This window comes from Janthinobacterium goodfellowi (genome assembly GCF_051380695.1).
GTDB lineage: Bacteria > Pseudomonadota > Gammaproteobacteria > Burkholderiales > Burkholderiaceae_D > Janthinobacterium.
Map to the genome: position 1 here is coordinate 159447 of NZ_JBNYXN010000004.1, position 13416 is coordinate 172862.

Genomic DNA, 13416 nt, shown 5'->3' on the forward strand with positions numbered 1-13416 from the left:
GAAAGCTAAGCTTTCCGGGCTTTTCAGTTTTCAGCTGGTATCAGTTATACAACAGCTTAAAACTTGTACGTGGCGCGCACGTAGAAAGTACGGCCCAGCGGATCGGCGTAACGCGGATCGTAGCCGGACTGGAAGGTGCCGATCTGGTTACTGAACGGTGGATCTTCGTTCAGCAGGTTTTTCACGCCCACGGTGACTTCGGTATTCTTGAAGCCCGAGTACGCGCCCGACAGCGACCATACCGAGTAAGCCTTGACGCTTTGCTCGAATTGCGGATCGACATAGTTCTGGTCGCGGTAGCCGCTCATGTACTTGTTCGACAGCGTGGCGTTCCATTTGTCCAGATTCCATTGCAGGGAGGCATTATGTCTCCAGCGGAATACCGGTGCATTGTCGCCATACACGCCCACGTTTTGCACGAATTCGCCGCCGCGTTCGTTCTGGTACTCGTACTTCTGCACCCAGGTGCCATCGAAGTTGAACGTGAAGTTGCCGTACTGGCTGCGTGGCAATTTCCAGTTCAGGCCCAGGTCGATGCCCGAGGTGTGCATTTCGCCCAGGTTGCCCAGGGTGGCCAGCACATAATCGAGCTTGCCGTCAGCGGTGTAGATGAAGTTGCTTTGATACTTGGCATAGTTGTCGAACAGGGTCTGTTCGGCCACGGTGCCGATCTTGTCGCGCAGCTTGATCTGGAAGTAATCGAGCGAGACGGTCAGCGATTTCGTTGGCTCGATGACGATACCGGCGCTGAAGGTTTTCGATTTTTCCGGGCCTACGTCCGGATTGCCGCCCGAACGGATGTATTGCTGCGCGCCGCAGGCCACGTTGCTGTTGGCGCCAGGAATCGGTACGCCGCCTGGGCACAGGCGTGGATCGTCGTACTTGTTGGCCGTGAAGGTCTTGGTTTGCGGACCATGCAGGTCATACAGCGTTGGCGCGCGGAAACCTGTGTTGTAGGAGCTGCGCAGCAGTACCTGGCTCGTTGGCTGCCAGCGTACGCCGACTTTCGGGTTGAAGCTGCCGCCGACGTCGTTGTAGTGGTCATAACGGGCTGCCAGCGACAGTTCCAGGTCTTTCACGACAGGAATGCTCAGTTCCGAGAAGATGGCGGAGATGTTGCGGCTGCCCGACTGGTTCTGCGCTTCGGCGTAGCCGGAGCTCGATGCCTGGCCGGCCAGGTCGCGGTTCACGTTGTATTCGGCCTTGTCGTTGCGGAATTCCGTACCGACGGCGAAACCGACTGCGCCAGCCGGCAGGTTGAACAGCTCGCGGCTGATCTTCGCGTCGACCGCGGTGCTGGTCATCTTCGCGCTCAGGTATTCGCCTTTCAGGACGGAATCCTTCAGGTACGCTTCGCCGGCGGCGCTTTGGTCGCCGAACGGGTTCAGGATGCCATTGCCGATGCCGTCGATGATGCGCTGGTCATTCAGGTAGCCGCCCGTGAAGGCGCTGGTGGCCTTGCTGACGGAGTAGCTCAGGCCGACGTTGTAGTCCCACGCGCCCAGAACGCCTTCCGAAGCCAGTACCAGGCGGTCCGAGGTGCTGGTGTCGAAGCCGCTGCGCTGGCCCGACGCCACTGGACGCCAGCTGATGTCCAGCGGTTCGCCCGACAGGCCAGCCACGGCTGGCACGCCGCCGCTGCCGCCTGGGTAGTACGGCGAGCTCGACGACATGAGGATGCCGATGTTCGACATCGGCGGCGGCGAGATGCGCGCTTCGTTGGTGCTGCGCGAGTGCAGGTATTCGATGGTGGCCAGGTGATCCTGGTTCAGCTTGAAGCTGGCTTTGCCCAGGAAGGATTCCTGCTGGGTTTTCGGAATGGCCTGGATGAATGGTGTGACATCCATGGCGCAGGTGCTCTTGCCCGAGGTATTCTTGTACAGGTTTTCACCCACGCAACCGCCGGCGAAGGCCGGGTTGCCGATCAGGCCATTGCCCGTATCGTAGAAGTTGGCCGGGAAGGTGGTGCCGCTCAGATTATCCACGCCCTTGCTCGGGATGTAGCCGCTCTTCGAGAAGGAACGGTCGGCCGTGCTCAGCGCCGCCTGGCGATGCACGTCGACAACGCCGAAGACGTTGAAGCCATCTTTGTTCAGGTCGCCATAACCGCCGGACAGGTTCAGGCGCGACTCGTCGCCGCCGCCTGCTTTCTGTGGCTCGTAATGTTCGACCGTGACGGAACCGCCTTTGACGGAACGCTTGGTGATGAAGTTGATCACGCCGCCGATGGCGTCCGTGCCGTAGATCGCGGAGGCGCCGTCACGCAGCACTTCGACACGCTCCAGGGCAGAAATAGGGATGATGTTCAGGTCGACGGACGAACCGTTGAATGGGTGGCTGGCGATACGGCGGCCGTTCAGCAGGACCAGGGTCTTGTCGCCGCCGATGCCGCGCAGGTCGGCGACGGACTGGCCGCCCGTGCCCGAACCGACGGATTGCGAGCTGCTTTGCGAGCTCTGATTCATGGAAATGGTGGACAGGACTTCCTGCGCCGTCGTCAAGCCTTGCTTGGCGAAATCGTCAGCCTTGATCGAGGTGATCGGCAGCGCTGTCTCCGATGCCAGGCGCTTGATGCTCGAACCCGTGACTTCCACGCGTTGCATGGTGCCATCTGTTGTTTCTTGTGCATATGCGGCGTGCATGCCCAGGGCCAAACTGCCAGCAAACATCAGGCGCAGCGACCGCGATATTACATTTTCTATCATCATCTGAAATTCCTTGTTATTGTGATAAAGGCGGCAATTATTTTGAAATAACTTGTTGCTTACTAACAATTTATTTGCCTTTTTACAAATCCACCAATGAAAATTCTGTAAATTTTCTGGGCCCTCATCAAAACATTCACGATTCAGATTGTCAATTTCGCGCAGACTTTTTGGACGAAATGCAACATATTGCTATTTTTTTTGCATTACTTCAGGAATAAAATATCGCCAACCCTTGTCAGGCGCACTCATGCGCGTAAAATAAAACGGCGCACAGCATCGCTGCTGGCGCCGTCTTTCGTGCTGCAGGCAAACGCTTGTCAGCGCCGCCCCGTTGATCCCTGTTTCAGCCCATCTCCCTTAAAACGTATAGCTGCCGCGCAAGTACCAGGCGCGCCCGATCGGGTCCGTGTAGCGCGGGTCGTAGCCTTTCTGGAACAAGGTGCCCTGGTTCGAGAACGGCGGTTCCTTGTCGAACAGGTTTTTCACGCCGGCCGTCAGCAGCAAGCCTTTCCACGCGTAGCTGCCCGACACGTTCAGCAGGCTGTACGACGGCACATCGTGGCGGAACTGCGGATCCACCTGGTTCTGGTCCGTGTAGCCGGACTTGAACGATTGCGACACGGTGGCGCCCCAGTTGCCCATGCGCCAGTTCAGGGCCGCCGTATGTTTCCAGCGGAACACAGGATTGTTGTCCGCGTAGCGGCCCACATTGGCGATGAATTCGCCGCCGCGCTCGTTCTGGTAGTCATACTTGTGCGTCCACGTGCCATCGACCGACACGCTGAAATCGCCATACGCGCCACGGCCCAGGCGTGCATTCAGGCTGACGTCGATGCCGTCGGTTTTCACTTCGCCGAGGTTGTCGTTCAAGTCCAGGATGGCGTAGGGCGAACCATCGGGATTGCGCAGGAACAAGGCCTTGTATTTTTCGTAGTTGCCGAAGATCGATTGTTCGGGCAACGAGGAAATCTTGTCCTTCAGGTGGATGTTCCAGTAATCGATGGCCACCGTGACTTCCTTGACGGGTTCGAGCACGAGGCCGAAGGCGAAGGTGGTGGATTTTTCCGGTTTCAGCTTTTCATTACCGCCTTGCAGCTTGAATTGTTGCAAGTCGCAATCGCGCAGGGGATTGGCGCCCGGCTGCGGCACGCCGCCCGGGCAGAGGATGGGGTCGTCGTAGGAATCGTTGGTATCGTTCTTTGACGGCGGCGCATTCTTTTCAAACAGGGTGGGCGCGCGGAAACCCGTGCTGGCGGAGCCGCGCAGCACCAGCGCGCTGCTGGCCTGGTAGCGCAGGGCCAGCTTCGGATTGGTGGTGCTGCCCACGTCGCTGTAATGGTCGAAGCGGGCGGCCAGCTGCACTTCCAGGTCCTTGATCAGCGGCAAGTTAACTTCGCCGAAGACGGCCTGGATCGTGCGCGAGCCGCTCTTCGACAGCGAGCCGGACAGGCCGGAACTGGTGGCCTGGCTGGCGATATCGCGGTTGACGTTGAAGTCGGCTTTTTCACGCCGCAGTTCGCCGCCCAGTGCGATGGCCAGCGGGCCGCCGGCCAGCTGCATCAGTTCGCGGCTGCCCTTGATGTCGAAGCCCGTCGTGGTGACCTTGGCATTTTGTACCTCGCCGCGCAGGGCGGTGCTGTCCAGGTAAGCCTTGCCGGCCGCATCCTGCATGCCGAACGGGTTCAGGATGCCATTGAGCACGCCAGCGGCAAAGCCCGCATCCTGCACATAGCCACCCGTAAATTTCTCGGACGACTTGCTGATGGCATGGCTCAGGCCCGTCTTGTAGTCCCAGCCGGCCAGCTCGCCTTCGAGGGCCAGCACCAGGCGGTCCGCCTTGCCGTCCGAATCGATCTGCCGCTGGCCCGCTTCCACGGGACGCCAGTTGACGCTCAGCGGCTGACCCGACAGGCCTGGCTGGGCCGGCACGCCGCCCGCATTGCCCGGATAGTATTTGCTGGTAATGGGCAGAATCAGGCCCGTTTGCGGCGGCGGCGCCGTGCGTGCCTTCACCTTGTTTTCCGAATGCAGATATTCCAGCGTCGCCAGATGGCCGCCGCCCAGCTTGAAGGCGCCCTTGCCGAAGAAGGCCACTTGCTCCTGCGCCGGCAAGTCGTCGATCTGCCGCGTGTAGTCCTGGCGGCAGGTGCCGTTGGCCGCCGCGACCGACAGGGGCAGGTTGCAGCCCGTGGCCGCGTAGGGATTGCCGGCCAGGCCCGCGCCGCCGTTGGCCGCCGCATCGAAGTAGTTGCCGGGGAAGGTGGTGCCGCTGGTCAGCGACAGGCCCCGCTCGGGATTGATGCCCGTCTTGGAAAATTCGCGGTCCTGCGAGGTGAGCACATTTTGCTTGTGGTAGTCGACCACGCCGAAGATATTGTAGCCGTCCGTGTCGAGCTTGCCGAAACCCGTCGACAGGTTGATGCGGTGCTCGCCGCCGCCTTTGTGTTCGGGTGCGACGACCTCGGCGGTAATATTCGTGACGTTGACGGAGCGCTTGGTGATGAAGTTGATGACGCCGCCGATGGCGTCCGTGCCGTAGATGGCCGAGGCGCCGTCGCGCAGCACTTCGACGCGCTCCAGCGCGGCAATCGGGATGATGTTCAGGTCGACGCTGGCGCCGTCATACGGATGGTTGGCGATGCGCCGGCCATTGAGCAGCACCAGGGTCTTGTCGCCGCCCAGGCCGCGCAAGTCGGCGCTGGCCTGGCCGCCCGTGGGCAAGCCGCTGGTATTGCCGCCGACGGCATTGCCGCTGCCCATGCTGGAAGAATTCGAGGGTATCTTGCTGAGCACTTCCTGGGCCGTCGTCAAGCCCTGTTTGGCGAAATCCTCGGCCTTGAAGATGGACAGCGGCGTGGCCGTTTCCGAGACGAGGCGCTTGATGGAGGAACCGGTGACTTCGACGCGCTGCATGGTGCTCGTATCGCTGACTTCTTGTGCCTGCGCCTGCTGGCTGAACAGGCTGGCGGCAAGGCCGCCGGCGCAGATCAAACGGATGGAACGGGACAAGCGTGTTTCTCTGATCATGTTCAAGACTCCTGGAAAAGCGGTTGGCTAAAAGGGCAAGAACGGCCGCGCTGGTTGGCGCACCGAGAATATTAAAAAGTATTTATATCTTTTCAACCGAGCCACTGTAATGATCCGCAAAAGTCCTTGTCAACATGGCAAACGGCTTTGTGTGCTTAAACAACGTAGTGCGTCATTGGTACTGATTTAAAACAAAGAAGGTGCATTTTGTGCCGCATTGGCGAGGAAAACGGCCGTGCCCAATGCGGGCTTCGGGTAAGTAAAATAAAAACGCCCGCTGCGGTGCAACGGGCGTTGGCGTGACTGGCATGGCGATAGTGACTTGCGCCTGCGCCGGGGCTTAGAAGAATTTGTAGCTGGCGCCCAGTTTGAAGTAGCGGCCGATGGCGCCGCTGGCATCCATCGGGTTGTAGCTCATGCCGCCATAGGTCAGCGGGTCGAGCGGGGCGATCTTGTCGGTCACGTTGTTAATCGAGGCAAACAGTTGCAGCTGTTTGTTGACGTTCCAGCGGCTCGACAGGTCGAGCGTGGTGAACGAGGCCAGCTTGCAACCGTTCGGCGCCGGCGTGCCGTCGGCCAGCTTGGACGCGCATGGCTTGCCTTCAAACAGGATATTCTTCATGTCCGAACGGTAGTTCAGCACGCCGCTGACGTTCCAGTTGCCCAGGTCCCACGAGCCGGTGAGGTTGATCTTGTCCTTCGGCGTGCCGGCGCAGTTGGAGGTATCGCAATTGCCGTGTGTGCCGGCGAACTGGTAGCGCACGGTGGCCGACTCGGCCCGCACCCACGAAGCGATGTGGGTCCAGGTCAGGCCGAACGTGGCGCGGCCGTAGTCGCCCAGGCGCACGCGCTGCTTGACGTCCAGGTCGATACCCTTGATCTCCGTGTAGCTGGAGTTGCGGTACGGCGCCTTGGTAATCAGCAAGGTACCCGTGTTCGGCACCACCACGCCATTGATGGTCAGGTTGTTGTCGGCGCGGACGGCCGTCGGCAGGGCGGCCGCTTCGTTGTACGGCAGCGGGTTGATCTCGTTTTCACGCTTGATCTTCCAGGCATCGAGCGACAGGCTGGTATCGTTGAACGGATCCCACACGAGGCCCAGGGTGTAGCCCTTGGACTTTTCCGGCTTCAGGCTCGGGTCGCCGATCTTGACGGCCGCCACCTGCAGTTCGCAATCGCTGGCATTGGCGCCTGGCAAACGGGTGCCGCCCGGGCAGCGCACGGGATCGCTCACGGTCGAGGTACCCGTCGATTGCGAATTGGCATTGCTTTCCGCCGGTCCTGGCGCGCGGAAGCCTTCCGAATACGTGCCGCGCACGGCGAAGGTCTTCAGCGGCGTCCACTTGGCGCCCAGCTTCGGCGTGGTTGACGAGAAACGGTCATATTTGTCGTAACGCAAGGCGCCCGACAGTTCCACCGTCTTGATCACGGGCGCCAGCACTTCGAAGAACACGGCCGAGACCTTGCTGTCGCCCTTGGCCGCCACATAGCTGGAGTTAATGGAACCGTCCTGCGTGCCCGACAGCGAAGGATTGTCGAGCTTGTCGCGGCGGTGTTCCGCGCCCACGGCCAGGCCCATGGCGCCGCCCGGCAACTGCATCAGCTCGCGCGATGCCTTGAAGTCGATGATGTCGAGCTTGGTGGTGGAATCGGAAGTGGCGTTCGTCACCATGGCTGCGTACAGCGAGGCGGGGTTCTTGTTCGCCTGCGCGCCGATGTAGTACGGGAAATACTTGCTGTTCGGATTGCCCAGCGCATCCTTGACGACGGCCATGTTCAGCATATTGCTGTAATCGAGGTGCAGCTTCGATTCCGAATGCGTGTAGCCGGCATCGTAGTCCCAGCCCATGGCGTTGCCCTTGACGCCGAGCACGATGCGGTTGAACTCGTTGTTGGCCTGGCGCGTGCTGGCGCCCACGTCGAAGGCCTGGTAGCGCACGCGCACCGGCACGCCGTACGGATTTTGCGGATGGTTGGCGGCCAGCACGATGGTGGTGCCGGCGCCGGAACCGTAGTTGACGACGCCAGTCGGGCTGGTGGCATTCGGCGGGAAGGCGATGGTCGGCGTAATCGATGGCGGGATCAGGGTGAAGGCCGTATCGCGCTTCGAGTAGCCCGCTTCCGCATACACCTGGGTATCGGCATTGACTTGCCAGGTGCCGCGCGTGTACAGGTTGATCGATTCGATCTTCGGCTGCATCGAGCGGAACTGGTCGTGGTGCCACAGGCAGCCGCCCTTCGGATCTTGCGGCGAAGACACGGACAAGCTGGCGCAGCCGGGCAGGGACACATAGTTGTTGGTGACGGGGTCGCGGATCAGGCCCGTCGGCGCGGCATTCGCGTCGTTGTTGCCGTTGATGTAGCCGCCGGCGAACTGGGTGTTGATCGCATAGCCATACGGACGCAGGTCGGCCTTGCCTATCCATTTGCGGCCGGCGCGGTCATTGTTCATCAGCATGTCCGATTTGCTGTACTCGGCATTGAGGACGAAGTTGAATTTATCCGTATCCAGGTTGCCCTTGCCGAAGGTCAGCGAGGCGCGGTGCTGCTTGGCGTCGCTGTCGCCGGAGATGCCTGTGTCGCCCTTCAGGGTCAGGCCTTCGAAGTCCTTGCGCAGGATGATGTTGACCACGCCGGCGATGGCGTCCGCGCCGTAGGTCGACGATGCGCCATCCTTGAGGATTTCGATGCGCTCGACGATCTGCATCGGCACGGTGGACAGGTCGGTAAAGCTCTTCTGGCCGTCATCGGCGCGCGCGAACGGCGCCATGCGGCGGCCATTGAGCAAGACGAGGGTCGAGGTGGCGCCCAGGCCGCGCAGCGAGATGGCCGTGGAGCCGGCGGCAAAGCCGTTGCCGAAACCCGTCGGCAGCGAACCGGCGCCATCGGCGGTCAGGGTTTGCAGGTATTCGGCGACGGTGGCCTTGCCCGATTTCATCAAGTCGTCGCGGGTGATGACTTGTACCGGCGATGCGGTCTCGGCCGTGGCCCGTTTGATGCTCGAACCTGTAATTTCCACGCGTTGTACATTGGCGTCCTGCGCCATTGCCGGCACAGCCATCATGCCCAGGCTGACCGCTGCTACGCTGCCCGAAAAAATCAGGCGTACGGAGCGGGACATAACTGTTTCCATCATCATTCTCGAAACTCCGAAAAAAGCGAGGTTGGCGTTTTTAAGGCACAACGTCGCTAGTCTAAAAAAGATTGCTGCGTCGGCAATCGCTGTGGATCAAGCGGCAAATTGTGAATTGCCGCCACTGATAAGACCATTTGCCATGAAACATTGTCAACGCGCACATGTAACCTTTCATCATGGAAACAACAGTGTTTTTATAATGTTCGGATGTTTTTATATTGGCAATTATTTTAATGTTGCGCTGCGTTATGCGTTTTCTGCCGCCTGATTGAAAACGCGCTCATTCATGGACGTAAGGGTTTCTACCAATGCGCTTATTCGCGGCGTCGCCCAGGCGATGTTGCGATGCGGAAAATTTCCCCGGTGGCGCGGGTGGGTGTTGCTGCGCACGCGACAAGTGCCGCGGCTTTTCGCCCGGCATGCAAAATATGCGTTATCGTTACGCGTTTTCCAGCGCGTCAATTCACCGGCGGGGCTGGTGGCGAACAAGGCATAGATCTTGCGAGGATGGACTGGTTTTGGCGGTGGAATCCTGTATCCCAGGGGGAAGCCAGTACAAGCGCACCAATACGGTGCGACAGATAATCGAGATGAAGGGTATTACATGAAGTCACCATGGATGCGGCGCATGGCGCTGCTCGCCTGCCTGGCCACCCTGCCGCTGGCGGCCGTGGCCGTTGACGCCGCCCCCGCGGCTGCGCCGGTCAAAACCTTGCGCTATATCCTGCCGGCCGCCGAGACGGGCTTCGATCCGGCCACCGCGCGCGACCTGTATTCGAACCACATCACGCAGGCCGTCTTCGACACCCTGTACACCTATGATTACCTGGCGCGCCCCGTCAAGGTGGTGCCCGGCGCGGCGGCCGCCATGCCGGAAGTGTCCGCCGATGGCAAGACCTACACCATCCGCCTGAAAAAAGGCATCCTGTACACGCCCGACGCCGCGTTCGGCGGCAAGCGCCGCGAACTGACGATGGCCGACTACGTGTATTCGTGGAAGCGTTTGTTCGACCCGCGCCTGGCGTCGCCGCACAGCTGGCTGTTCGAAGGCAAGGTGGTGGGCCTGGACGACCTGGCGAAGGACGCGGCCAAGGCGAACAAGCTCGATTACAGCAAGAAGGTGGCGGGCCTGGAAATCCTCGACCCGTACACCCTGCGCATCTCGCTGACCAAGACCGATTTCAATTTCCCCATGATCCTCGCCTACGTGCCGACGGCCGCCGTGGCGCGCGAAGTGGTGGAAAAATACGGCGACGTGAAGGGCGAAGTGGGTTCGAATCCCGTCGGCACCGGCTACTACACCCTGGGCGAATGGACGCGCGGCAACCGCATCGTCCTGAACCGCAACCCGCAGCACTTGCCGGAAACGTGGAATTTCATGGCCGGCGACGACCCGGACGACCAGCGCATCGTGCGCCAGATGCAGGGCAAGCGCATTCCCGCCATCGACCGCATCGAAATTACCGTGATGATCGAAGATCAGTCGCGCTGGCTGTCGTTCCAGAGCGGCGGCACGGACGTGTTCTGGCTCGACGGCCCGCTGGCGCCGAAGGCGTTGCTGAACGGCAAGCTGCGTCCCGAGCTGGCGGAGAAGGGCGTGCAACTGTCGCGCCTGCTGGACCCGGAAATCAGCTATTACTACTGGAATATGGAAGACTCGACCCTGGGCGGCTTCAGCAAGGAAAAGATCGCCCTGCGCCGCGCCATTGCCATGGCGCACAATATCGACGAGGAAATCCGCATCATCTGGAATGGCCAGGCCAAGCGCCTCGACTATCCGATCCCTCCGGGCGTGGTGGGCTACGACCCGCACTATAAATCCCTGCTGCAATACGATCCCGTGCTGGCCAACAAGCTGCTCGATAAATTCGGCTACAAGAAGGGCGCCGATGGCTGGCGTACCTTGCCGGATGGCAAGCCGCTGCTGATCCGCTACGCTTCGCGCAACGAAGCCAATGGCGTGCTGCAGGCGGAAATGTGGCGCAAGACGTACAACTCGCTGGGCATCCGCATGGAAAACGACCGCATGATCTTTTCCGATATCTTGAAGACGGAAAAGCAGTGCAAGATGCAGACGCGCACGGCGCCGTGGCTGGCCGACTATCCGGACGGCGACAACTTCATGCAGCTGTTCTACGGCCCGAACACGCACCAGAACAACAACGGCTGCTACCAGGACCCCGAGTACGATAAATGGTACGCGGCCAGCCAGGCCATGCCGGCCAGCCCCGAGCGCGACGCGCTGTTCCACAAGATGGCACGCCGCCTGGAAGTCAATGCGGGCGCCCTGATCGGCTATGCGCGCTACCGCAACATGCTGGCGCAAAAGTCGGTGCTCGGCTACAAGAAGCACCCTATCCTGTTCCAGGAATGGGCGTATATGGATATCGACAGCACGGGCACGCCAGTGGCGCCGGTTGCCGACTCGGCTAAAAAATAAGCGCGGCCGCTTATAACACCATATACAACAAGGAATCATTATGTTTGCTTATATCCTGCGCCGCTTGTGGCAGATGCTGCCCACCATGCTGGGCGTCGTCCTGCTGGTGTTTATCCTGTTCAACTGGGTGGGCGGCGATCCCGCCTACATCCTGGCCGGCAAGATGTCGAGTGCGGAAAGCATCGCCAACATCCGCCGCCAGCTCGGCGTCGACCAGCCATACTATGTACAGCTGTGGATCTTCATCAAGCAGATCGTCACGTTTGACTTCGGCCAGAGCTGGGCGACCGGCGAGTCCGTGTCGCACATCATCACCTCGCGCCTGGGGCCGTCGATGATGGTCTTGATCCCGCTGACCGTGCTGGAAACGTTCTTCGGCGTGGCGCTGGCGCTGGCCATCGCCTTCGTGCGCGGTTCGCTGACGGACCGCATGGTGATGATCGCCTGCACAGTGGGCATGTCGATTTCCATCCTCGTCTACATCATCGTCTTCCAGTACGGCTTCGCCTACAAGCTGGGCCTGTTCCCCGTGCAGGGCTGGGGCGACAGCTTCTGGGAAAACCTGCTGCGCTATTCGACTCTGCCGATCCTGATCGGCCTGGCCGTGTCCATCGCGCCGACCCTGCGCCTGTTCCGCACCTTCGTGCTGGACGAGGCGAACCAGGATTACGTGCGCACGGCGCGCGCCAAGGGCCTCAAGGAAGGCCGCATCATGTGGGTCCACGTGCTGCGCAACGCCGGCATTCCCATCATTACCTATGTGATGTCGAACTTGCCGGCCCTGCTGATCGGCGCTTTCCTGCTCGAGCGCTTCTTCGGCATCCCCGGCATCGGGCGTGAAGTGATCCTGGCCGTCGAGCGCAGCGACTTTCCGGTGATCAAGGCGATCACCGTGTATGTTGCCGCCGCCACCATGCTCTTCAACCTGCTCACCGACCTGCTGTACCAGGCGGTCGATCCTCGCGTACAACTGAAGTAGAAAGAGACGATGTCGAAACCTCATACATCGCCCGGCCTGTGGGCCCTGGCGTGGCGCCGTTTGCGCGGCGACAAGATTGCAATGGTATCGCTGGCCGTGGTCGGCGCTTTTTTCCTGCTGGTGCTGGCGTCCGCCAGCGGCCTGGTGGCGGCGAACTGGGAAGACGAAGTGGCCGTCAGCTATGCGCCGCCCACGTTTGTCGGTGCCGACAACGACGCGCCAGTCGACGGCGCCATTCCCCTGGCCGACGAGCGCAGCGCGCCCACGCCAGTCAACGTGCTCGACCCGCTGGCCGACGATATCGCGGAACTGCGCGCGCAGATGGGCAGCAATCCTTCTGCCGGCGTGGAGATGTACGGCGTCACCGACCCGCTGGCCGACGACTTGACGGCCTTGCGCGCCGGCATGGGCAAGACGAAAAAGCTGATCGCGCACAAGGCGGCGACCTTGCCGTTCGGCGCCGACAAGTGGGGTCACGACATCGTGCAGAAAACCATCAAGGGCGGCGAGACGTCGATCGTCGTGGGTCTGGTGGCGGCCTTGCTGGCCGTGGTGCTGGGCACCTTGTTCGGCGCCGTGTCCGGCTACTTCGGCGGCATCGTCGATGATTTCTTCAACTGGTTCTACAGCATCTTCACGTCGATACCGTCGATTTTGATGATCTTGACGGTGGCGGCCGTGCTGCAGCAGAAGGGCGTGCTGACCATCGTGCTGATCCTGGGGTTGACGGGCTGGACGGGGCCGTACCGCTTGATCCGCGCCGAATACATCAAGCACAAGGCGCGCGAATACGTGATGGCGGCCGACGCCATCGGCGCCTCGCACTGGCGCAAGATGTTCTCGCACATTTTCCCGAACGTGAGCCACGTGGCGCTGGTGCAGATGTCCATCCTCGTGGTGGGCTTCATCAAGGCGGAAGTGATCCTGAGTTTCCTCGGCTTTGGCGTGCCGGTGGGCACCGTCTCGTGGGGCAGCATGCTCAACGAGGCACAAAATGAACTGATCCTGGGCAAATGGTGGCAGCTGACGGCCGCCGCCACGGCGATGGCCGTGCTGGTGACGGCGTTCTCGCTGTTTACCGATGCCTTGCGCGATGCGCTCGACCCCAAAGTGAAATAGGAGTTGC

7 protein-coding genes are annotated in these 13416 nt (G+C 60.9%); 3 read left to right on the forward strand and 4 right to left on the reverse strand.

Features of this window, described 5'->3' with window-relative positions; translation table 11 throughout:
• Positions 1-56 precede the first annotated feature (56 nt).
• The 4 genes from ACQ4WQ_RS16700 to ACQ4WQ_RS16715 form a co-directional block, all read right to left on the reverse strand.
• Positions 57-2603 (reverse strand): TonB-dependent receptor, encoded by a 2547-nt coding sequence (locus ACQ4WQ_RS16700; protein ID WP_326457494.1) that lies wholly within the window; start codon positions 2601-2603, stop codon positions 57-59.
• Positions 2604-3065: 462 nt separating this feature from the next.
• The gene (locus ACQ4WQ_RS16705) at positions 3066-5735 is read right to left on the reverse strand and encodes a TonB-dependent receptor (RefSeq protein WP_436498534.1); all 2670 of its coding nucleotides are present in this window, start codon (positions 5733-5735) and stop codon (positions 3066-3068) included.
• Positions 5736-6075: 340 nt separating this feature from the next.
• The gene (locus tag ACQ4WQ_RS16710; RefSeq protein ID WP_326457496.1) at positions 6076-8856 is read right to left on the reverse strand and encodes a TonB-dependent receptor; all 2781 of its coding nucleotides are present in this window, start codon (positions 8854-8856) and stop codon (positions 6076-6078) included.
• A gap of 261 nt (positions 8857-9117) precedes the next feature.
• Complete coding sequence (locus ACQ4WQ_RS16715; protein WP_436498536.1) at positions 9118-9360, reverse strand: hypothetical protein; 243 nt, start codon at positions 9358-9360, stop codon at positions 9118-9120.
• A 115-nt stretch (positions 9361-9475) separates the two neighbouring features.
• On the opposite strand from ACQ4WQ_RS16715, the gene ACQ4WQ_RS16720 reads away from it, so the two are divergent.
• From ACQ4WQ_RS16720 to ACQ4WQ_RS16730, 3 genes are read left to right on the forward strand one after another with little or no spacing between them, the layout of a single operon-like run.
• Entirely contained in the window at positions 9476-11311 is a 1836-nt protein-coding gene (locus ACQ4WQ_RS16720; protein WP_436498538.1) for an ABC transporter substrate-binding protein, read from the forward strand.
• Between the two features lie 40 nt (positions 11312-11351).
• Positions 11352-12290, forward strand: a complete 939-nt coding sequence (locus ACQ4WQ_RS16725) for an ABC transporter permease (protein ID WP_070219240.1) — start codon at positions 11352-11354, stop codon at positions 12288-12290.
• 9 nt (positions 12291-12299) lie between these two features.
• Entirely contained in the window at positions 12300-13409 is a 1110-nt protein-coding gene (locus ACQ4WQ_RS16730; RefSeq protein ID WP_436498541.1) for an ABC transporter permease, read from the forward strand.
• Positions 13410-13416 lie beyond the last annotated feature (7 nt).